This window comes from Streptomyces sp. NBC_00461 (assembly GCF_036013935.1).
Lineage (GTDB): Bacteria > Actinomycetota > Actinomycetes > Streptomycetales > Streptomycetaceae > Streptomyces.
Genome location: NZ_CP107902.1, coordinates 8,558,987 through 8,578,731, shown reverse-complemented (window position 1 = coordinate 8,578,731; position 19,745 = coordinate 8,558,987). Strand labels below are relative to the sequence as shown.

General features: G+C 72.6%; 21 protein-coding genes. 9 read left to right on the top strand and 12 right to left on the bottom strand.

Annotated features, from left to right (window positions below):
* Positions 1–27: 27 nt before the first annotated feature.
* From OG870_RS39795 to OG870_RS39775, 5 genes are all read right to left on the bottom strand, one after another.
* Positions 28–1,515 (bottom strand): sensor histidine kinase, encoded by a 1,488-nt coding sequence (locus tag OG870_RS39795; protein ID WP_266591825.1) that lies wholly within the window; start codon positions 1,513–1,515, stop codon positions 28–30.
* Between the two features lie 104 nt (positions 1,516–1,619).
* On the bottom strand, positions 1,620–2,702 hold the full coding sequence (locus OG870_RS39790; RefSeq protein ID WP_266591823.1) for a maleylacetate reductase: 1,083 nt from the start codon (positions 2,700–2,702) through the stop codon (positions 1,620–1,622).
* On the bottom strand, positions 2,699–3,592 hold the full coding sequence (locus tag OG870_RS39785; protein ID WP_266591821.1) for a dioxygenase family protein: 894 nt from the start codon (positions 3,590–3,592) through the stop codon (positions 2,699–2,701). The genes OG870_RS39790 and OG870_RS39785 overlap by 4 nt, the downstream gene beginning before the upstream one ends.
* A 26-nt stretch (positions 3,593–3,618) precedes the next feature.
* Positions 3,619–4,212 (bottom strand): hypothetical protein, encoded by a 594-nt coding sequence (locus OG870_RS39780; RefSeq protein WP_266529283.1) that lies wholly within the window; start codon positions 4,210–4,212, stop codon positions 3,619–3,621.
* Between the two features lie 38 nt (positions 4,213–4,250).
* A complete protein-coding gene (locus OG870_RS39775) occupies positions 4,251–4,763 on the bottom strand; it encodes a hypothetical protein (protein WP_266529286.1) in 513 nt (170 codons plus the stop codon).
* A 121-nt stretch (positions 4,764–4,884) separates the two neighbouring features.
* Here OG870_RS39775 and OG870_RS39770 point away from each other — a divergent pair, with 121 nt between their 5' ends.
* Entirely contained in the window at positions 4,885–5,229 is a 345-nt protein-coding gene (locus OG870_RS39770; protein ID WP_266591819.1) for a cupin domain-containing protein, read from the top strand.
* Between the two features lie 40 nt (positions 5,230–5,269).
* On the opposite strand, the gene OG870_RS39765 is transcribed toward OG870_RS39770, so the two are convergent.
* Positions 5,270–6,274, bottom strand: coding sequence for a LacI family DNA-binding transcriptional regulator (locus OG870_RS39765; protein WP_266529291.1), 1,005 nt, complete (start codon positions 6,272–6,274; stop codon positions 5,270–5,272).
* Positions 6,275–6,407: 133 nt separating this feature from the next.
* On the opposite strand from OG870_RS39765, the gene OG870_RS39760 reads away from it, so the two are divergent.
* Positions 6,408–7,562: a Gfo/Idh/MocA family protein gene (locus OG870_RS39760; RefSeq protein ID WP_266591817.1), complete on the top strand. Its 1,155-nt coding sequence runs from the start codon at positions 6,408–6,410 to the stop codon at positions 7,560–7,562.
* Here OG870_RS39760 and OG870_RS39755 read toward each other — a convergent pair.
* Positions 7,549–8,166: a poly-gamma-glutamate hydrolase family protein gene (locus OG870_RS39755; RefSeq protein ID WP_266591815.1), complete on the bottom strand. Its 618-nt coding sequence runs from the start codon at positions 8,164–8,166 to the stop codon at positions 7,549–7,551. The genes OG870_RS39760 and OG870_RS39755 overlap by 14 nt on opposite strands.
* A gap of 49 nt (positions 8,167–8,215) precedes the next feature.
* Positions 8,216–9,259 (bottom strand): LacI family DNA-binding transcriptional regulator, encoded by a 1,044-nt coding sequence (locus OG870_RS39750; protein ID WP_266591813.1) that lies wholly within the window; start codon positions 9,257–9,259, stop codon positions 8,216–8,218.
* 131 nt (positions 9,260–9,390) lie between these two features.
* On the opposite strand from OG870_RS39750, the gene OG870_RS39745 reads away from it, so the two are divergent.
* The 5 genes from OG870_RS39745 (at position 9,391) to OG870_RS39725 (ending at position 13,810) form a co-directional block, all read left to right on the top strand.
* Positions 9,391–10,554, top strand: coding sequence for a phytanoyl-CoA dioxygenase family protein (locus OG870_RS39745; protein WP_266591812.1), 1,164 nt, complete (start codon positions 9,391–9,393; stop codon positions 10,552–10,554).
* Positions 10,555–10,570: 16 nt separating this feature from the next.
* Positions 10,571–11,347, top strand: coding sequence for an SDR family oxidoreductase (locus tag OG870_RS39740; RefSeq protein WP_266529305.1), 777 nt, complete (start codon positions 10,571–10,573; stop codon positions 11,345–11,347).
* A gap of 140 nt (positions 11,348–11,487) precedes the next feature.
* The gene (locus tag OG870_RS39735; protein WP_266591805.1) at positions 11,488–12,492 is read left to right on the top strand and encodes a Gfo/Idh/MocA family protein; all 1,005 of its coding nucleotides are present in this window, start codon (positions 11,488–11,490) and stop codon (positions 12,490–12,492) included.
* A 123-nt stretch (positions 12,493–12,615) separates the two neighbouring features.
* A complete protein-coding gene (locus OG870_RS39730; RefSeq protein WP_266529311.1) occupies positions 12,616–12,765 on the top strand; it encodes a hypothetical protein in 150 nt (49 codons plus the stop codon).
* A gap of 22 nt (positions 12,766–12,787) precedes the next feature.
* Positions 12,788–13,810 (top strand): Gfo/Idh/MocA family protein, encoded by a 1,023-nt coding sequence (locus OG870_RS39725; RefSeq protein ID WP_266591803.1) that lies wholly within the window; start codon positions 12,788–12,790, stop codon positions 13,808–13,810.
* On the opposite strand, the gene OG870_RS39720 is transcribed toward OG870_RS39725, so the two are convergent.
* Positions 13,759–15,354: an alpha/beta hydrolase gene (locus OG870_RS39720; RefSeq protein ID WP_266591801.1), complete on the bottom strand. Its 1,596-nt coding sequence runs from the start codon at positions 15,352–15,354 to the stop codon at positions 13,759–13,761. The two genes, OG870_RS39725 and OG870_RS39720, sit on opposite strands and share 52 nt — an antisense overlap.
* A 104-nt stretch (positions 15,355–15,458) precedes the next feature.
* Here OG870_RS39720 and OG870_RS39715 point away from each other — a divergent pair, with 104 nt between their 5' ends.
* Together OG870_RS39715 and OG870_RS39710 are read left to right on the top strand one after the other, a co-directional pair.
* Complete coding sequence (locus OG870_RS39715; RefSeq protein WP_266591799.1) at positions 15,459–16,400, top strand: MerR family transcriptional regulator; 942 nt, start codon at positions 15,459–15,461, stop codon at positions 16,398–16,400.
* A gap of 35 nt (positions 16,401–16,435) precedes the next feature.
* Positions 16,436–16,879, top strand: a complete 444-nt coding sequence (locus OG870_RS39710) for a GNAT family N-acetyltransferase (RefSeq protein ID WP_266591797.1) — start codon at positions 16,436–16,438, stop codon at positions 16,877–16,879.
* Between the two features lie 5 nt (positions 16,880–16,884).
* Here OG870_RS39710 and OG870_RS39705 read toward each other — a convergent pair whose 3' ends face one another.
* The 3 genes from OG870_RS39705 to OG870_RS39695 are packed head-to-tail and all read right to left on the bottom strand — an operon-like array spanning position 16,885 to position 19,742.
* A complete protein-coding gene (locus OG870_RS39705; protein WP_266842732.1) occupies positions 16,885–17,904 on the bottom strand; it encodes a Gfo/Idh/MocA family protein in 1,020 nt (339 codons plus the stop codon).
* 19 nt (positions 17,905–17,923) lie between these two features.
* A complete protein-coding gene (locus OG870_RS39700) occupies positions 17,924–18,826 on the bottom strand; it encodes a sugar phosphate isomerase/epimerase family protein (RefSeq protein WP_266591793.1) in 903 nt (300 codons plus the stop codon).
* Position 18,827: 1 nt separating this feature from the next.
* Positions 18,828–19,742: an ATP-binding cassette domain-containing protein gene (locus OG870_RS39695; protein WP_266591791.1), complete on the bottom strand. Its 915-nt coding sequence runs from the start codon at positions 19,740–19,742 to the stop codon at positions 18,828–18,830.
* Positions 19,743–19,745 lie beyond the last annotated feature (3 nt).

Sequence of the window (19,745 nt, the reverse complement as noted above, 5' to 3'; positions counted from 1 at the left end):
CTCACGGCCTCGCTCCGTGATCGTTGCTCACGCGTGCAGGGGCAATGCCACCGTCACCGCGGTCGGTCCGCCCTCCGGGCTGGTGATGTCCAGGGTGCCGTCGACCGTGCGCACCCGCTGCAGCAGGCCCGCCAGACCGCTGCCCGCGCCGAGCGTCGCGCCGCCTCGGCCGTCGTCCGTGACCCGCAGCCGCAACAGGCCCTCCTCGTGGCTGACGCCGAGGACCGCGCGGCGGGCACCGCTGTGTTTGATGACGTTGGTGAGCAGTTCGGCGGCGCAGAAGTAGGCGATCGTCTCGATCGCCGGCGTGGGCCGCCGGGGGACGTCCACGGCCAGCTCCACGGGTACGGTGCTGCGTGCCGCCAGCGTCGCGAGCGCGTCGGGCAGGCCGTCGTCCAGCACGGGCGGGTGGATGCCGCGGGCCAGGTCGCGCAGCTCGGTGAGGGCTTCGGTGGCGTTGCTGTGGGCGGTCTCGATCAGCCGGCGCAACCGCTCGGGGTCGGCGACCGGTTCGCCCTCCGCGCCCAGCCGCTCCTTCGCCATGTCGAGGCTCATGGCCAGCGCGACGAGTCGTACCTGCGCACCGTCGTGCAGGTCCCGCTCCAGCCGCCGCAGCTGGGCCGCGGAGTCGTCCACGGCGAGGGCGCGGGTCTCCTCCAAGTTCCGTACGCGCTGGGCGAGTTCACCCGGTCCCAGCAGAGCGCGCACCAGCCAGCGGTCCACGGCGACGATGCCGCGCGTGAACCAGGGCGCCGCGAGGAGCGTGGCGACGCCGATCGCGGCGGGCACGAAGGTCCCGGCGAAGGTGGTGCTGTGCGGGGCACCGTCGCCGACCGGGATGGGGGTGATGGTCGGCGCGCCCTCCATGCCGTGCTGCGGGCGCCGGCCGAAGGCGGCCCAGCGCAGCGGCGCCGACAGGTTGAGCAGGCCGGTGAACCACCAGGCCACGGCGTACAGCTCCAGCGCGGCGACAGGAAGCTTGACCAGTACGTACGCCACCGAGCGCCATCCGGCGGCGTCCCGCAGCCGCGCGTCCAACCGTGCGAAGGCCCTGCCGGCGGGCCTGAGGGGCGGCGGTGCCGGCACCCTCTCCCCCAGCAGCTTGGCGGCCAGCCCGCGGTGCACGGCGGCGAAGGCGCGGGCGAGAGCGGCCGACGTGACGACGAGCAGCAGCCCGAGGACGGCACCGATGAGGGAGACGGTGAGGCCGGTGCCGAGCGCGAGCAGGACAAGCACGAGGACGAATCCGACTACGGCGACGGGGAAGCCGGCCAGACAGTAAGCGGCCTCGGCCCAGGCACGACGGGTGAACGGGGCAACCAGCACGGACCGCAACCGGCCGACGCCGACTCCCACCGGACGCCGCCCCGCGGTGGTCACCCCGGAGGCCCGAGTACCACGGGCCGCCGCGGCGGCGCCTGGTGCGGCCCGGTCCTCCGCGGGCGCGGCCGCGTCCTCGGCCGCGCGGTCGCCGGTCCCGGAACCGGCGCCGCCGGCGAAAGGTGTGTCGTGCATGCCTTCAGTGTCCCGGCCCCGCGTCCTCTACGGGGGCCGGTTGCCGGTCGGTGCGCCCGACTTCGAGGAGCACCTCGGGCCTGAAGCAGCTCATCTTGGAGGAGTCAGACGTCGGAGAACTCCGGCGGGCCGCCCTCAAAGGCCGCCCGCAGCACGGCAAGCGCCCCTTCCACGGTCACCTCGCGCGGGTTGGCGTATGCCTGGCCCACGGTTTGGGTGGCCGCCTTGGTCAAGTCGGCTTCCTTCAGGCCCAGTTCGGCGAGGGAGTGGGGGGCGCCGAGGCTCTCGGCCAGGTCTCTGAGGGCGTTCGGGGCGTCGGTCGTGTCCAGGGCGCGGGCCACGGTGGCGGCCGCTTCGGGGGCCGCGGGCGCGTTGTAGGCGAGGGCGTACGGCAGGACCACCGTGTGTGTTTCGGCGTGCGGCAGGCCGAAGGTGCCGCCGAGGACGTGGCACAGCTTGTGGTGCAGGCCCATGGTGGTGGCACCGAGGCAGGAGCCGCACAGCCAGGCGCCGTACAGGGCACGGCCGCGGTCCGGAAGGGAGTCCGGGGCCTCGGCCAGCGCGGGGAGCGCCGCCGCCATGGCCCGTACGCCCTCCTCCGCCATCAGCGCGATCAGGGGTGAGGTGTCGGGGGCGTACAGCGCCTCGACGGCGTGGGCGATCGCGTTGATGCCGCTGGTGACGGAGAGCGGTACGGGGAGGGAGAGGGTGAGGGCGGGGTCGTAGACGACGCTGCGCGGGAGGACGACGGGGTCGCGGCCGGTGCGTTTGACGCCGTGTTCGGTCAGGCCCCAGACGGGGGTCATCTCCGAGCCGGAGTAGGTGGAGGGTACGGCGATCAGCGGCAGGCCCGTGCGCAGCGCGATCGCCTTGCCCAGGCCGATCGAGGAACCGCCGCCGACGGCCACGCAGCCGTCGGCGCCCGCCGCCCGGGCCACCTCCACGGCCCGGTCGGCGACCTCGGCGGGCACATGCATCCGGGCCCCGTCGTGCAGGCCCACGCAGGCGGGACCGAGCGAGTCGGCGACCGCCCGCGCGGTGTCAGCGCCGTGGCTGCCGCACACCACCAGCAGCCGACGCAGGCCCAGCCCCGCGGCCTCGGCGGCCGTGGCGGTGGTGGCGGCGCCGGGCCGGAAGACCACCCGTACGGGCCGGGACTCGTAGGAGAAGTCGAGGACGTCCCTCACGATCGCTCCAGTACGAGATCGACGCGGGCGTGACGGAAGGGGTTCGCGACTCCGAACTCCTTCGCCAGCGAAGGATCGTCCGTCTCGGTGAAGTCCTGCACCAGGCTCGGCTTGACGGCGAACACCGCGTCCGAGTCGAGGTAGTCGCTGCCCGCGACGAAGATGTGCGTGGTGACCGGCACATGACCGGCGGCCGAGGCGATGAAGTGGATGTGGGCCGGGCGGTAGGGGTGGCGGGCGGTCGCGCGCAGGAGGTCGCCGACCGGGCCGTCCGTGGGGATCGGGTACGGGCTCGGGACGCAGGTGCGGAACCGGAAGCGGCCCTCGGCGTCCGCGGTGAACAGTCCGCGGCCGTTGCCCGGCGGCTGCTCGTCGGGACGCTGGACGTCGTAGAAGCCGTTCCCGTCGGCCTGCCAGACGTCGACTACGGCGCCCGGCAACGCGGTTCCGTCGCGGGACAGCACACGGCCGCTGACCACGCAGGGCTCGCCGCCGCCCACCAGGTCGATGTTCGCGCCGAGTTCGCGCACCGGGGACTCGGTCATGTGGAAGGGGCCGAGGACCGTCGACTCGGTGGCGCCGGGGGTGCGGTCGCCGTTGATCGTCTCGACCAGCATCGACAGGCCCAGGACGTCCGACAGGAGGATGAACTCCTGCCGGGTGTCCGTGCACGACTGCCCGGTGGCCGTGAGGAAGCCGACGGCCCGCTCCCACTCCTCCTGCGTGAGCCGCGTCTCGCGCGCGAAGGCGTGGAGGTGGCGGATCAGGCCGGTGAGCAGCTCGCGCAGGCGCGGATCGGCGGTGCCGTCGAGGCTGCTCACCGCCTCGTCCGTGACCGTCGTGTCGGTGGCACGCGTGGCCTCTGTGGCGTCTGTGGCATCTGTGGTCATGTCGGCTCCCTTCCCTGGTGCTTGGGTCAACCGAACCAGACGACGAGCCGGACGTCCTCGTCGCCGTGCCCGGCCGACAGGTCCCGCATGGCCCTCCACACCTGTGCCCAGGTTCCCTCGTCCGGCGGGGCGAGCATCCGCGCCGTGAGGACCACCGGGCGGTACACCGCGCCGTCGAGAGGCACCTCGGCACCTGGAGGCCATTCCGGTGGCGCGAGGAGCAGGTCCGATCCGAAGGTGCGGGCGGCGGCCTCGCGCAGGGTAGGGGTCACCCGTACGAGGTGCTCGCCTGCCGGATCCGACCTGTGCGCCCAGTACCAGGCGGGCCGGGCCGCGAGCGGCGCGTCCCAGTCGGCCGCGGCGGCCTCGGCCCAGCTCACGTAGGTGTGGCTGTGCTGGTAGTCGCCGACGGCTGCTTCCCGTACCGATTCCGAGACGTCGTCCGGCAGTCCGCGGTCGGCGAACAGTGGACGCTCCACGTCTCCTGTCCCGCGCACGCCGAAGAGGCAATCCCAGGCGACGTAGTCCCGCGGCGGCCGGAAGTCCAGCAGATCGACCTCCAACTGCCAGTACCCGTCCGCGTCTCGGCGCTCGATGGCGCCGTCCATGTCCGTCCCCACGCGCAGACCCTAAGGCAGGAAAGGGGTAGTTGGCGCCCTCACTTGATGATCGCGTTGGCCACGACGACGATCACGCCCAGCAGAGCGTCCACCAGACCGGTCAGAACGGCGACGGGCGAGGAGCGGTGCGACCTCAGCGCCGTCACCAGGCCGAGCGTGAACAGCAGGACGATGTTCAGGACGAACGCCGCGTACTCCACCCCCTTCGGCGGCCACCAGCCCCAGCCCGCCCCCGCGAGCAGCAGCACCGTCGGCAGCACGGCCGTGACCAGGGGCCACTCGTCGACGAGGGTGCGAAGGACGTCCCAGCGACGGTGCGGTTCACGTTCGGCGATGTAGTGGGCGTAGCCGTGGGCGAGGGCCGAGGCGAGCGCGGTCACCAGCAGCCAGAGCGCGTCGTAGCGGCGGCTGGCCCGGGACGTGTGGCCGTACTGGCTGAGCGCCGCGACCATGGAGCAGGCCAGTACGGAGCCGTAGACACCGCCGAAGAGGACGGCCTCGCGGGTGTCGTGCTGCCGTGGCCCGGGGGCGGCCGTCGTGGTCTGCGCCATGCCCTCCACGATCACCCGGCGTCCGCGGGGCCGCCAGTCGCGACGAAGTGTCCTCCCGCCTGGGCCGACAGCGCACACAGTGTCCACGCACGGCGCCCGGCGATCTCGTTAGGGTCGGCCCATGACCCACAGCTTCGTTGTGCACATCCCGGACGCCGAGCTCCGGCCCGAGCCCCTCGACCCGGAGCAGATCGTGTCCGGGACTCCGGAGGTGACCGGCAAGGTCGTCTGGGAGTCCGCGGACGGGAAGCAGATCCGCGGCGTCTGGCAGATCACGCCGGGCGTCGTCACCGACACGGAGGCCGACGAGCTGTTCGTCGTCATCAGTGGGTCGGCGACCGTCGAGGTCGAGGGCGGGCCCACGCTGACGGTGGGGCCCGGGGACATGGCCGTCCTGCGCGAGGGCGACCGTACGAAGTGGACGGTGCACGAGACGCTGCGGAAGGCGTACGCCATCAACCTCTGAATGCCATCAGCCTCGGAACGGCGTCAAGCCGTGAACGGCGTCAGTCCGTGAGCGGTGCGGCCGTCGTGCCGCGGATCTCCAACGTCGGTGCCGTCAGGCTCAGTCGGCCCTGGCCCCCGGGCCGCTCGAAGCGGTCCAGGAGGCAGCGGGCCGCGCGGCGGCCCAGCTCGTGGCCGGCGCCGTCGACCGTGGTCAGCCAGACGTGGCGCAGGCGGGAGATGCTCGTGTTGTCGTAGCCGACCACGGACACGTCGTGCGGGACGCGCAGACCCAGCTCCTCGGCGGCCGAGATCGCGCCGACGGAGGCGATGTCGTTGACGGCGAAGAGGGCGGTGGGCCGGCCGGGGCGGCTCAGCAGACGCACCGCGGTGCGGTAGCCGCCCTCCTCGGTCATGTCGCTCGGCTCGACCTGCGCCCGGTCCGCGAGGCCGTGCGCCCGCATCGTCGCCTCGAAGCTCCGCCTGCGCAGTTCGCCGACGGCGCCGTAGCCCGCGATGTGCGCGATGCGCCGGTGGCCGAGCCCGATGAGGTGCTCGGTGACCAGTCGCGCGCCGTGCTCGTCATCGCCTGCCACGACGTCAACGCCCGCCGGGGCCGGTTCGCGGGCGCCCGCGACGACGACCGGGATGCGCTCGGCGGCCCTGCCGAGGGCTGCCGGGTCGGGCAGGGTGCCGACGACGACCAGGCCGTCCACCCGCAGGTCCAGAAGCGGGTCGGCGGGGTCCTGGCCGGTGCGGCGGTTGAGGCGGGCGTCCGCCAGCAGCATCCGCAGGCCGTGGTCGTGCAGAAGTGAGTTGAGGCCGTCGAGCAGCTCGACGAACCAGGGGTTGCGCAGGTCGTTGAGGAGCACGCCGACCGTGCGGGTGCGCTGCTCGCTGAGGCTGCGCGCGGCCGCGTTGGGCCGGTAGCCGAGCTCCCGCACCGCCTGCAGCACGGCCTCCCGCTTCTCGGGCCGCACCTGTTCGGCGCCGCGCAGCACGAGCGAGACCAGCGACTTGGACACCCCGGCCCGCTCGGCCACGTCGCGGATCGTCGGCGCTCTCATGCTGTGGACCGTTCCATGGGCTGCCATGGCTTGTCAAAGGGTCCGGTGATGCTCCGGTGAGGGTTGACAGCCCCTGAGCATGGGCTTCAGGGTGGCCTGGACAGGTTGTGGACCGGTCCAAAGAGGGGCTGTCATGGTGGATTCGCTCGGTGTCGCCGTCGTCGGGTTCGGCTGGATGGGCCGGGTGCACACCCAGGCGTACGCCCGCGTCCCGCACCACTTCCCGCGGCTGGGCCTGCGCCCGCGGCTGGTGTCGGTCGCCGAGGAGGTGCCGGGTCGGGCCGAGGAGGCCGCCGCACAGTTCGGGTTCGCCTCGACGACCCGGGACTGGCGCGAGGTGGCCAGGGATCCGCGGGTCCAGGCTGTCAGCATCACCGCCCCGAACTTCCTGCACCGTGAGATCGGCGTCGCGATGGCGGAGGCCGGCAAGCACATCTGGATCGAGAAGCCGGTCGGGCTGAGCACGGCGGACGCGCAGGCGGTCGCCGACGCGGTGGCCGGAGCGGGCGTGCAGGGCGCCGTCGGCTTCAACTACCGCAACGCGCCCGCTGTCGAGGCCGCCCGTGAGCTCATCTCCTCGGGCGCCATCGGCACCGTCACCCACGTCCGCCTGCGCCTGTTCAGCGACTACGCCGCCCACCCCGAATCCGCCCTGACCTGGCGCTACGAGAAGCAGCGCGGCGGCAGCGGAGTACTGGGCGACCTCGCCTCGCACGGCGCGGACCTGGCCCGGTTCCTGCTCGGCGACATCGCCTCCCTGACCGCCGACACCGCCGTGTTCATCCCCGAGCGGGCCCGCCCCACCGCCGCGACCGCCGGCCACACCCGCGCCACGGGCGGCGAGCTGGGACCGGTCGAGAACGAGGACTACGTGAACTGTCTGCTGCGCTTCGCCTCCGGCGCCCGCGGCGTCCTGGAGGCCTGCCGGGTCTCGGTCGGCGAGCAGAACAACTACGGCTTCGAGGTGCACGGCACCGAGGGCGCGGTGTTCTGGGACTTCCGCCGGATGAACGAGCTGGGCGTCAGCCGCGGCACCACATACCAGGACCAGCCGGTCAGCACGGTGTACGTCGGCCCGGGCGACGGGGAGTACGGCGCCTTCCAGCCGGGCGCGGCGAACGCCATGGGCTACGACGACCTGAAGGTCATCGAGGCCCACCGGTTCCTGCGCTCGATCGCGGAGGGCAGGCCGCAGGGGGCCACGCTCGCTGACGCCGTGCACGGTGCCGCCGTACTGGAGGCGATGGTGCGCTCGGCGGAGAGCGGCGCGTGGGTCAGCGTCGGGTGATGGACCGGGTCGCCAGCAGTTCCACGCCGGTGACCAGGGCGTCGACGACGGCCGGCGGAGGCGTGTCGGGGACCTCCGGGTCCCAGCCCGGCCGCCGGGTCCGGGCGGAGAGCGGGAGCTCCACCTGGACGCCGCCGCCGCGGGTCAGGTTCACCGGGTTCCTGGCGTGCATGCCCCGCAGGGCGGCGGGGATGTCCGCGAGGTCCGTGACCGGGTCGAACTCCGGGTGCAGGGCGCTCAGCCCCGAGGCGAGGAGGTGCGCTGCGGGGCGGTTGCCCCCGCCGAGGAAGATGGACCGTGGCGTCGCCCGTCTCATGTGGCCGTGCAGCGAGACCGTGACGGCTACGTGGGACAGGAACACCCGCAGGAGTGCGCAGTGCTCCACGGCCATCCGCGGGGACGGGATGTGCACCGGCTCCCGCGCGCCGGGCTGGATGAAGACCAGGCTGGTGGCGCCGCAGCGCTCGGCCACGGAGCGCGCGAGTTCGGCGGTACCGCCCTCGTTGCTGCCGTGCAGCGCGAGAAGTCCCGTCTCGCCGCCCGTCGTGAGCGTGGCCAGAAGGCGGACACCCTCGATCTCCACGTGCTCGGTCCTCGTCGTCACCCGTCTCCTCGACACTCGTCTCCTCGTCTCCTCGTCACCCGTCTCCTCGTCACCCGTCTCCTCGACTCGTCGCCTGCGGTGGCATGTTGTACGGCGTCACCACCTGGATCGCCGACGGCAGCGTAGGCCCCGCGGGCGGCAGGGCGCCGTGGGCGCGCATCACGATGTGGCAGGCCTCGCGCATGTCCTGGCGCAGGTCGTGGTGGAGGACGGCGGAGAGGCGGTGCTCGCGCAGCAGGCGGGTGTTGTCGTGGTCGAGGTCGTGGGCGACGAACACCGCGCACTCGCGGCCCAGGTCCTCGAAGGCACGCAGGGTGGCGATGTTGCCGCCGCCGATCGAGTAGACGGCGCGGATGTCCGGGTCGCGTGCGAGGGCGGCGCGGACCAGGTCGTACTGGGTGGCGTCCAGGCCGTGGCCCTCGGCGATCTCGACCAGCGTGCGGTCCGGGTGGTGGGTGCGCATGGCGCTGCGGAAGCCCATCTCGCGTTCCTCCTCGTTGCGGAAGAAGCCGCTGCTGAGGCTGGTGAGCACATTGCCGGGGCGCTCGCCCAGCCACTGGCCCATGAGGTACGCGGCGGTCGCTCCGGCGGCCCGGTTGTCGATGCCGACATAGCCGAGGCGGGCGGTTGCGGGCAGGTCGGTGACGAGAGTGACGACGGGGATGCCGGACTCGGCGAGCCGGCCGACCGCGGCCGTGACCTCGGGGACGTCCGGGGCCTTGAGGATCACGCCCTGCGAGCCGCGGCGGGCGATCCGGTCCAGGGTCCGGGTCAGCTCGGCCACCGGGCCGGTCTCGCGGAAGTGGAAGCGCGAGCGGACGACGGCCGGGTGGAGCGAGGGCAGCTCCGACTCCAGGGCGGCGCGTACGGCGGTGGAGAACCGCTCCGGCGCCTGCATCACGATGTCGATCATGAAGGTGCGGCCGACCAGGCGGACCTGGGTGCGCTGCCGGTCCAGGTCCGCGATGGCCTGCCGGACCTCCCGCGCGGTGCTCTCACGGACGCCACCCCTGCCGTTCAGGACCCGGTCGACGGTCGCCTCGCTGAGGCCCGCCTGACGTGCGATCTCCCGGATCGGGAAGGGATGGCCCATACGGTGGCTCCTTGAGGGGTTTTTGATGGCCGCGTGCCGGTTGTTCGACGGGTTTGTCATGACAAGAATGGCAGCGCGGCCCGACGGTGTCACCGAGAGCCGTGCCGTCCCCCCCGACCGAAAGGACGCCGATGTCCGCCACCCCCGTGGACCACCGCGCCTGGCTGTCCGAGCGGGACTGCGACCTGGCCGACTTCCGAGAACTCGTCGAGCGGACCACCGACCTCGCGGACTACCCGCATGCCTCCGCCGTCGAGCAGGGCGTCCTGGTCTACGACAGCGAGCGGCTGCGCAAGGCCGAGCGGCGCCCCGTGCGGGCCGAGCTGGTCCGGGCCCTGACCGACGGCCCCGGCATCGTTGTCTTCGAGGGCGCGTTCCCCGACCCGTCCGTCGTCGACCGGCTCAGCGCGGTCTTCGACGCCCTGATCGCCGAACAGCGCGCCTCGGGCGCGAACGCCGGGGACCACTTCGCCAGGCCGGGCGCCAACGACCGTGTGTGGAACGCGCTGGAGAAGGCGGCCCTGTACGACCCCGAGGCGTTCGCCGACTACTACGCGAGCGACATCCTGGCGCTGGTCTCGGCGGCCTGGCTCGGCCCCGGCTACCAGGTCACCTCGCAGGTCAACGTGGTCAACCCGGGCGGCGCGGCGCAGACCGTGCACCGGGACTACCACCTGGGCTTCCTGTCCAACGAGGTCGCGGCCGCCTACCCGGCGCATGTGCACGCCCTCTCCCCCGTGCTCACCCTCCAGGGCGCCGTCGCGCACTGCGACATGCCCGTCGAGTCCGGGCCGACGATGTACCTGCCGTACTCGCAGCGGTACGAACCCGGCTACCTGGCCTGGCGACTGCCGGAATTCCAGGCGTACTTCGAGGCCAACCACGTCCAACTCCCGCTCTCCAAGGGCGACGCGGCCTTCTTCAACCCCGCGCTGTTCCATGCGGCCGGCACCAACCGCTCGGCGGACATCCGCCGCATGGCCAACCTGCTGCAGGTGTCCTCCGCCTTCGGGCGGGCCATGGAGACGGTGGACCGCGAGGCCGTCGCGAACGCGATGTTCCCCGTGCTGCTCAGGCGCGGCGCCGAGGGGGTCGGTGAGGAGTGGCTGGAGAACGTGATCGCCGCGAGCGCCGAGAGCTACCCCTTCCCCACCAACCTCGACAGCGATCCGCCGGTCGACGGTCTTGCCCCGCCCGCGCAGGCGGACGTCGTACGGCGCGCACTGCGCGAGTCATGGACGCCCGAGGTTCTTCGGGACGCACTGCGGGCCGGCGCCGAGCGCCGTGAAAGCTGAAAGGACCCGGAACGTCATGGGACTTCTCGACGACAAGGTCGTCCTCGTCAACGGCGGCAGCCAGGGCGTCGGCGCCGCCATCGCGCGGGCCGCGGTCCGTGAGGGCGCCGTGGTGGCCGTGACCGGGCGGCGTCCGGCACCGGGCGAGGCGCTGGTGACCGAGCTGACGGCGGCCGGCGGCAAGGCGATGTTCGTGCGCGCCGACCTCTCGGACGCCGAGCAGGCGGGGACCGCCGTGGGTGACGTGGTCGCCGCGTACGGGCGGATCGACTGCCTGGTCAACTCCGCCGGGCTGACCTCGCGTGGCACGCTCCTCGACACCACGCCCGAGCTGTTCGACCAGCACATCGCGATCAACCTGAGGGCGCCGTTCTTCGCGATGCAGGCCGCCGTCGCGGACATGGTCTCCCGGAAGGCGTCCGGCACGGTCGTCAACATCATCACCTCCTCGGCGCACGGCGGGCAGCCGTTCCTGGCGCCGTACGTCGCCGCGAAGGCGGGCCTGATCGGCCTGACCCGCAACGCGGCGCACGCGCACCGCTGGGACCGGATCCGGATCAACGGCCTCAACATCGGCTGGACGGCGACCGAGGGCGAGGACGCCACGCAGCGGAAGTTCCACGACGCCGAGGACGACTGGCGCGAGGAGGCCGCCGCCAGGCTCCCGATGGGCAAGCTCGGCCAGCCGGACGAGATCGCGGACTTCGCGGTCTTCCTGCTGTCGGACCGCTCGGGCGTCGTCACGGGTTCGGTCATCGACTGGGACCAGAACGTCCTGGGCGGCCTGGACTGATCCATGCCCGTTCCAGCCCGTCCGGGGGTGCCCCCTCCGGGGGAGTTCGAGGACGAGCCCGAAGGGCGATCGGGGTCCGGGGCGGAGCCCCGGCAACGGACAGCAACCACACACCAGGAAACAGGAAAGCAGCGGAGCTCATGCGTATCGGAATCCTCGGCCTCGGCCGCATCGGCGCCTTCCATGCCGAGACCCTCTCCGGACTCGACGCGGTCGAGTCGCTGGTGCTCACCGACCCGTTCGCGGACGCCGCCAAGTCCGCGGCGGAGCGCTTCGGCGGCGAGGTCGTGGACTCGCCGGAGGCCCTGCTGGCCGCCGGTGTGGACGGCATCGTGATCGCGGCCGCGACGGACGCCCACCCCGGGCTGATCCTGGCCGGGGTCGAGGCCGGTGTCCCGGTCTTCTGCGAGAAGCCCGTCGCCAGGACGATGGCCGAGGGCGTCGAGGTCCTCAAGGCCGTCGAGGGCAGCGACGTGCCGATCCAGATCGGCTACAACCGCCGCTTCGACGCCGGATTCGTCGCCGCCCGCGCCGCCGTGCACAGCGGCGAGCTGGGCAAACTGCACACCGTACGGTCGACCACGCTGGACCCGGCGCCCCCGCCGGCCGCGTACATCGCCGCCTCCGGCGGCATCTTCCGCGACTGCTCCGTCCACGACTTCGACATCATCCGCTGGGTGACGGGCCGCGAGGTCGTCGAGGTGTACGCGGTCGGGGGCAACCGGGGCGCCGACTACATCAAGGACGCGGGCGACGCCGACACCACCGGCGCCATCCTCACCCTCGACGACGGCACGATCGCCGTGGTGTCCAACTCCCGCCACAACGCGCGCGGTTACGACGTCCGCATGGAGATCCACGGATTCCAGGACTCCATCGCGGTGGGCCTGGAGGACAAGCTGCCGCTGCGCTCGGTCGAGCCTGGCGTGTCCTTCCCGGCCGGCACCCCGCACGACTTCTTCATGGACCGCTTCACCGAGGCCTACCGTGCCGAACTCACCGCGTTCACCGAGGTCGTCGCCGGTACCCGGCCCTCGCCCTGCACGGTGGCGGACGCCCTGGAGGCCGGCTGGATCGCCGACGCGTGCACCCTGTCGCTGCACGAGCACCGGCCCGTGACGATCGCCGAGGTCCGCACCGCCTGACCGTGCCCACCGTTCTCGTGTTCCGGGCGCGGGGCGGCCTCCGGCGCCCGGAACACGAGTATCACGGGTATGCGACACACCTCGTGAACGCGCCGTCTCCCGCGAGGAGTTACCCTGCGCAGCGTGATCGCCATCGGCACGGGCCGAGCGGGCTCGCCCTTCGCCCGTGATCCGGAGCGCACCGGACACCGGGTGACCGTCCCAGAGGAGCAGGAGACGGCGGCCGGAAAGTTCCAGAGCGTGCACGTCGACGGCCGGGCCTACGACCAGTAACGCATCGAGGAGGAACGAAGTCATGAGCGACACGGTCCGCGAACCCCTGCGCATCGGCGTCCTGGGCGCCGCACGGATCACCGAGCGCGCCCTGATCGACCCCGCCCGCAGGGGCGGCCACCGCCTGGTCGCGGTGGCCGCCCGCGACCGGTCCCGCGCCGAGGCCTTCGCCGCCGCGCACGGCGTGCAGCGGGTCGCTCACTCGTACGCCGACCTGCTCGCCGACCCCGAGGTCGAGGTCGTCTACAACCCGCTCGCCAACGGCCTGCACGGCCCGTGGAACAGCGCGGCCCTCGCGGCCGGCAAGCACGTCCTGAGCGAGAAGCCGTCCGCGAGCAACGCGGAGGAGGCCGCCGAGGTGCGGGAGGCGGCGGCGAAGGCCGGCACGGTCTTCATGGAGGCGTTCCACTACCTCTTCCACCCGCTCACCCGCCGTCTGCACGAGCTCCTCGAAAGCGGTGAACTGGGCGACCTGCGGCGGGTGGAGACGACGGTCGCGATACAGGCCCCCGCGGACACCGACCCGCGCTGGTCCCTGCCGCTCGCCGGCGGCGCCGTGATGGACCTGGGCTGCTACAGCCTGCACGCCCAGCGGATGCTGGCGCCGTGGGCGGGCGGCGCGCCGCGACTCGTCTCCGCGCGCGGCGGGGAGCGGGCGGGCGCACCGGGCATCGACGAATGGCTCGACGCCGACCTGGAGTTCCCGGGCGGGGCCACCGGATCGGCGCGCTGCCACATGGCGTACGACAAGCTGGAGATGAGCTGCCGCATCGTCGGCAGCCGGGGCGAGGTCCACGCCCCGAACTTCGTCCTCCCCCAGCTCGACGACCGGCTGGTGATCCGTACGGCACAGGGTGAGCGGACGGAGCACCTCGGGACCCGGTCGTCGTACACGTACCAGTTGGAGGCGTTCGCGGCGCGGGTCCGGGAGGGTGTCGCGCTGCCACTGGACGCGGACGACGCGGTGGCGACGATGACGCTGATCGACGCGTGCTACCGGGCGGCTGGGTTCGAGCCGCGGCCGCGCTCGGCCGTGGGCGGGTAGGCGAACGCCGTCGGCGTCAGACGCGCCAGCACCGACCCCATGGCGCGGTGGACGGCGTCACGCCACTCCTCGACGGGGGCGAGCGTCTCGAAGCCGTGGCGGCCGTGCGGTACGTCGACCACCTCGACGTCCGTCCCGGCGTCCTTGGCCGCTGCCAGGAACTCCTCGACGGTGACGGCGATCTCGGGCATCTCCAGGCCCACGCGGGTCAGCACGACCGGCAGGTTGCCCGCGTGCGCCACCGCCTCGGCGGGGAGGAAGCCGCTGCCGGCCAGCCCCCAGTTCGGCATCGGCGCCAGGATCGGATAGGTCGCGGCGACGCAGCGCAGCCACACCGGTCGAGCCCGCAGCCAGTCCGCCATGATGAGCCCGCCCGCCGAGAAGAACCACAGCGCGATCCGGTCCGCGTCCACCCGGGGGTCCGCCCGCGCCAGCTCCACCGCGGCGGCCACGTCCTCGGCGGCGCGCTCGTAGTCGGCCACGTCGTGCAGACGGTGGTCCAGGGTGACGCCCACCGCACCCTGCGCTGCCGCGAGGCGGGCGTACCCCATCAGGGTCGGCCAGTCCCGCGGGGTCGGCCGGACCCCGGCGGGCACCGGGCCGCCATGCACGAAGACCACCGCCGGGCGCGGGCCCTCGGCGTCGGGCGGCAGGTACAGGTCGACGTTGCCCCTGCGCTCGCGCGGCAGTTCGGGCACGTCCAGCGGGAACGGCCGCAGATGCGGGGGCGGTTGGGTGTCGTCGGCCGGCTTCAGCCGCTGTCCCTCGCCGGCCGCGGCCCGCAGCAGGGCCACGGCGAGTTCGGTCGGGCAGGACAGCATCGGCCAGTGTCCGGTGGCCAGTTCGAAGAAGCTCACCCGGGGATCGGCCAGGAACCGCAGGTCGGGGTCGCCCAGGCTCACCAGCTGCTGGACCAGCGCGATGCTCGCGCCGTTCCTGGTGCACAGCACGCCGGTGGTGGGGACCGCGGTCACCGCGCCGGTCAGCCGCAGCGGCTGGAGCAGGGTGGCCGTCGGCTGCGGTGCGGCCAGCGCGACGAGCCGGTCCATCGCGGTGTCGGACACGCCGGCCGTGCTGCCCCAACGCTGCCATTCCGCACGGGACTTGGGCGCCCGCGCCCCGTCGGCCCCCTCCGTCCCGGCCTCCGACCCGGCCCGCTCGGCCACCTGCGCGCGCAGGTCCGGGTCGGGCACCGCGGCCAGGGCAGGGATGCCGTCCTTCGGCATCCCCGTGTCCAGGCAGACGATCCGGGCGATGCGCTCCGCCCGCCGGTCGGCGGCGCCCACCACGGGATGGATGCCGTAGCCGTGGCCCACCAGCACGATGTCCCCACCGGCCGCCGCGTCCACCGAGTCGATCGCCGCGATCACATCCGCGATGTGTGTCTCCAGGTCGATGCGGACCCCCGTGCCGCGCCGGGACCCGTCGAGTCCGGTGAGGGCGACCGAGTGCACCTCCGCGCCCGACGCGGCCAGCCGCGCGGCTGTCTCCTGCCACACGTGTGCGCCGGTGAACGCGCCTGCCACCAGAACGAATACGGTCATGAGCCTCTCCTCCAGTACGTCGCCGTCCGCGGACCTGGCCCCCTCCGCCAGGTCCGCGCTCGCCGGTACCGTAGGAACTCCCCCTGAGGGAGGTTCAACCGTCCATGTCCTACGACGGCCTGTGGAGCATCGGGGAGCTTGCCGAACATGCGGGCGTCACGGTCAAGACCGTGCGCTTCTACTCCGACCGCGGTCTGCTGCCGGAGACCTCGCGCAGCGCCGGCGGACACCGCCGCTACGGCCACGGCGCCCTGGACCGGCTGCGGCTGATCCGTTCCCTGCGCGGCCTCGACCTGCCGCTGCCCGAGGTACGCCGCGTCCTCGACGAGGCGGAGGGCGAGCCGGGCGGTGCGTTCGAGCACGCGGTGGCCGGCCGGCTGCGCGCACTCGGCTCCGAGCTGAGGGCCCTGCGCTGGCGGGAGGCCGCGCTGCGGCTGGTGCAGGAGTGTCCGCCCGAGGAGCGGGCCGACCGGCTGCGTCTGATCGGTGCGGTGAGCGCCCCGCCGAGCACGGCCCCGCTGGCCCGGTTCTGGCGTGCCTGGCTGCCGGTGCGGATGCCGGCCCGCTCGGTCAAGGCGTTCCTGGAGGTGGCGGTCCCGCAGCCGCCGGACGATCCGGACCCGGCCCAGGTGTTCGCGTTCGCCCGGCTGCACGCCCTCACGACCCGCCCGTGCAGCGGCGCCGGGCAGCCGCAGCCGGAGGCGCACCGGGCCGCGGGCGCCAGCGGGTCGGCCGTCCTGTATGCGGGCCTCGCCGAGGCGTACGACCTGGCGGGCGTGCGACTGCGCCGGGACCTCGCCCCGTGCCCCGACGAGGCGCTGGACGCCTTCGTCTCCGCGTACGCGAGCGCGTACGGCACCCGGGACACCCCGGACTTCCGCCGGCGGCTGGCGCGGCAGCTCGCGGCCGACCCGCGGATCGACCGCTACTGGGAGCTGGTGACGGTGGTGGTGACCCCTCCGGGCCGCCGTCCGGAGCCGACCCCCGGATCGGCGCACGACTGGCTGCTCGCGGCCCTGGCCGAGCAGACCACGGCGACCGCCTGAACCCGCCTCCGGCCGACTCTGTCATGATCGGCGCCATGGCCGCACGGATCGTTCCCGCCCATGTCACCGACATCCAGCAGGTCCTGGCGGACCACGCCCGCTACTGGGGCGAGCGCGACTTGCGCGCCCTCCATCTCCTGCCCCTGGTGCACGAGTTCGGGTCGACGTGTCTGGTCGCCCGCTCGGACGACGGCATCCTCGGCTATCTCATCGGCTTCGTCACGCCCGACGGCACCGGGTACGTGCATCTGGTCGCGACGAGGGACGATGCCCGCGGCATCGGTCTGGGGCGCGCGTTGTACGCGGCCTTCACCGAGGCCGCGCGGCGTCAGGGCGCGGTCCGGCTGAAGGCGATCACGACCGTCGGCAACGAGGGTTCCACGGCCTTCCATCGCAGCCTGGGCTTCGATGTCCGTGTGGAGGAGGAGTACAACGGCCCCGGTCAGCCCCGGGTCGTCTTCACCCGTGCGGAGACGTGAGTACGTCAGCGGTACAGCGCCGGCCGCTCCACCAGCCGCACCTCCACCCGGCCGCCCTGCTCCAGCGCCCGCACCCCCGCCTCGCACACCGCCGCCACCGCGTAGCCGTCCCACACGCTCGGGCCGGTGACCTCGCCGCGGCGGGTGGCGTCGACCCAGGCCTGGACCTCGCGGTCGTAGGCGTCGGCGAAGCGTTCGACGAAGTCCTGGGCGATGGTCCCGCCCCAGCGGCCGGCCATGTTGGTGACCATGGCGTGGCCGTCGCCGATGCGGGCGGTGCCGCGTTCGCACACCACCTCGGCCTGGACCTGGTAGCCGAAGCCGCAGTTGACGAAGATCTCGACGTCGACGACGGCGCCGCCGTCGGTCTCGAAGACGACGAACTGCGGGTCCTGGATCCCGTCCGGCGCGTTGGCGGACGGCGTGGGGCGCAGGACCGTGACGGAGGTGATCTCCTGGTCGAGGAGCCAGCGCGTCACGTCCATCTCGTGCACGACGGAGTCGTTGATGAGCATCTCGCTGCTCCACCCGGGCGGGGAGGCGACGTTGCGGTGCCGGTTGTGCAGCATCAGCGGGCGGCCCAACTGGCCTGTGTTCAGCAGGGACTTGAGTTTCATGTACTCGGCGTCGTAGCGCCGCATGAAGCCGACCTGGACCAGGCGCCGGCCCAGCCGCTGCTCGGCCTCCAGCACGCGCAGTGCGGACGCCGCGTCGGGGGTGAGCGGCTTCTCGCACAGCACGGGCAGATCGTGCTCGAACGCCGCCAGCAGGGCCGCCTCGTGGGCGGGTCCCGGGGAGGCGACCAGTACCGCGTCGACATCGGCCGCCGCCATGGCGGCGGCCGGGTCGGTGTAGGCGGTGCAGCCGTCGACGCGGGCGGCGACGGCCTTGGCGCGTTCCGCGTCCACGTCCACGACGGCACTCACTCTGGCCCCGCTGGTGACCTCCTGGATACGGCGTACGTGGTCGGCGCCCATCTTGCCGGTACCGACTACGGCGACTTGCAGTGTTCCGGGCTGAGCCATGGTCGTCCCCCTTGGACGGTCAGGCGCCGCAGGACCTCAGGAACTTGCGTGTCCGCACGGCGATCGGCAGCGGCTTGTCCGGTTCGCAGGGGTACATGTCCTGCTCGACGATCGCGAAGAGCTCCACCCCGAGCCGCTGCGCCGCGGCCAGCACCGGCTCCAACTCCGGCACACCGGAAGGGGGTTCGCACATCACTCCGCGCTGCACCGCGGGGCCGAAGGGGACCTCGTTCTGCACGACGTCCGCGAGGATCTCCGGGTCGACCTGCTTGAGGTGGAGATAGCCGATGCGTTCGCCGTAGGTCTCGATCAGCTTGACGCTGTCGCCGCCGCAGTAGGCGTAGTGCCCGGTGTCCAGGCAGAGGCTGACCAGTTCGTCGTCGGTGGAGTCGAGGAAGCGCTCGACGTGGTCCTCGGTGTCTATGTGGGTGTCGGCGTGCGGGTGCACGACGATGTCGAGGCCGTACGTCTCCTTCACCTCGTGCCCGAGCCGTTCCATGCCCTTGGTCAGATGCGCCCACTGCTCGTGGGTCAGCTCCGGCGGCTCCAGGATCTCGGCGGTCTTGTCGTCCCGCCAGAAGGAGGGGATGACCACCAGGTGCTTCGCCCCCATGGCCTGGGTGAGCGCGGCGACCTGGCTGACGTGCTCCCAGGTGGACTCCCAGACGGACGGGCCGCGGTGCAGTCCGGTGAAGACCGTGCCCGCCGAGACCTTCAGGTCCCGCTTCGCGATCTCGTCGGTGAGGCGGGCCGGGTCGGTCGGCAGATAGCCGTACGGGCCCAGCTCGATCCACGGGTAGCCGGCCTCGGCGACCTCGTCGAGGAAGCGTTCCCAGGGCACCTGCCGGGGGTCGTCGGGGAACCAGACGCCCCAGGAGTCGGGCGCCGATCCGACCCGGATCCGGTCCAGGGCGCCGGCCATGTCAGGAGGTTCCTTCCGGAGTCTTCGCCACGGTGCCGGTGAGGTCGGCGGCTTCGGGGAGTTCCTCGACGTCGACACCGCTGACCTGGGACAACTCATGCTTGAGTGCGGCGAGTTCGGCGCCGCCCGCCATGTGGTTGGTCAGTTCCTCAAGGGTGATGTCGCTGCGTTCGGCGGAGAGTTCGAGGGTACCCAGGCGCAGCACGCTGAAGTGGTCGCCGACCATGTAGGCGTGGTGCGGGTTGTGGGTGATGAAGATGACGCCCAGGCCCCGGTCGCGGGCCGCGGCGATGTACTTGAGCACGACGCCGGACTGCTTCACACCCAGCGCGGCGGTGGGCTCGTCCAGGATCAGCACGCGGGCGCCGAAGTAGACGGCGCGGGCGATGGCGACGCACTGGCGCTGGCCGCCGGAGAGGGTGCCGATGGGCTGTTCGAGGTTGTCCAGGACGATGCCCATGTTGCGCAGTTCCTCGTCCGCGGTCCTCTTCATCCGCTCGATGTCGAGGCGGCGCACGGGCCAGGGGCCCTTGGTCATCTCGGAGCCGAGGAAGAAGTTGCGCCATACGGGCATCAGCGGGACGGTCGCGAGGTCCTGGTAGACGGTGGCAATGCCCTTGTCGAGCGCGTCACGCGGGGTGGAGAAGCGCACCGGGGCACCGTCCACGAGGAACTCGCCCTCGGTGTGCTGGTGCAGCCCGGAGATGATTTTGATGAGGGTGGACTTGCCGGCGCCGTTGTCGCCGAGCACGCAGGTGACCTGGCTGGGGCGGACCTGCAGGCTCACCCCGTGCAGGGCACGGATGTTGCCGTACGACTTGCCCGCGTTGCGCAGTTCGACGATCGGGCCGTCCTCGCCCTCGGGCACGGTGTCCTGGAGGATGGCTCCGTGGGTTCCGGTCTTGTTGCTTGTCATCGG

Bases quoted from the DNA above. Each gene is read 5' to 3' on its own strand.
- OG870_RS39795 (WP_266591825.1), bottom strand. From the start codon at position 1,515: ATGCACGACACACCTTTCGCCGGCGGCGCCGGTTCCGGGACCGGCGAC.
- OG870_RS39785 (WP_266591821.1), bottom strand. From the start codon at position 3,592: ATGACCACAGATGCCACAGACGCCACAGAGGCCACGCGTGCCACCGAC.
- OG870_RS39775 (WP_266529286.1), bottom strand. From the start codon at position 4,763: ATGGCGCAGACCACGACGGCCGCCCCCGGGCCACGGCAGCACGACACC.
- OG870_RS39770 (WP_266591819.1), top strand. From the start codon at position 4,885: ATGACCCACAGCTTCGTTGTGCACATCCCGGACGCCGAGCTCCGGCCC.
- OG870_RS39765 (WP_266529291.1), bottom strand. From the start codon at position 6,274: ATGAGAGCGCCGACGATCCGCGACGTGGCCGAGCGGGCCGGGGTGTCC.
- OG870_RS39760 (WP_266591817.1), top strand. From the start codon at position 6,408: ATGGTGGATTCGCTCGGTGTCGCCGTCGTCGGGTTCGGCTGGATGGGC.
- OG870_RS39750 (WP_266591813.1), bottom strand. From the start codon at position 9,259: ATGGGCCATCCCTTCCCGATCCGGGAGATCGCACGTCAGGCGGGCCTC.
- OG870_RS39745 (WP_266591812.1), top strand. From the start codon at position 9,391: ATGTCCGCCACCCCCGTGGACCACCGCGCCTGGCTGTCCGAGCGGGAC.
- OG870_RS39740 (WP_266529305.1), top strand. From the start codon at position 10,571: ATGGGACTTCTCGACGACAAGGTCGTCCTCGTCAACGGCGGCAGCCAG.
- OG870_RS39735 (WP_266591805.1), top strand. From the start codon at position 11,488: ATGCGTATCGGAATCCTCGGCCTCGGCCGCATCGGCGCCTTCCATGCC.
- OG870_RS39725 (WP_266591803.1), top strand. From the start codon at position 12,788: ATGAGCGACACGGTCCGCGAACCCCTGCGCATCGGCGTCCTGGGCGCC.
- OG870_RS39720 (WP_266591801.1), bottom strand. From the start codon at position 15,354: ATGACCGTATTCGTTCTGGTGGCAGGCGCGTTCACCGGCGCACACGTG.
- OG870_RS39715 (WP_266591799.1), top strand. From the start codon at position 15,459: ATGTCCTACGACGGCCTGTGGAGCATCGGGGAGCTTGCCGAACATGCG.
- OG870_RS39710 (WP_266591797.1), top strand. From the start codon at position 16,436: ATGGCCGCACGGATCGTTCCCGCCCATGTCACCGACATCCAGCAGGTC.
- OG870_RS39705 (WP_266842732.1), bottom strand. From the start codon at position 17,904: ATGGCTCAGCCCGGAACACTGCAAGTCGCCGTAGTCGGTACCGGCAAG.
- OG870_RS39700 (WP_266591793.1), bottom strand. From the start codon at position 18,826: ATGGCCGGCGCCCTGGACCGGATCCGGGTCGGATCGGCGCCCGACTCC.
- OG870_RS39695 (WP_266591791.1), bottom strand. From the start codon at position 19,742: ATGACAAGCAACAAGACCGGAACCCACGGAGCCATCCTCCAGGACACC.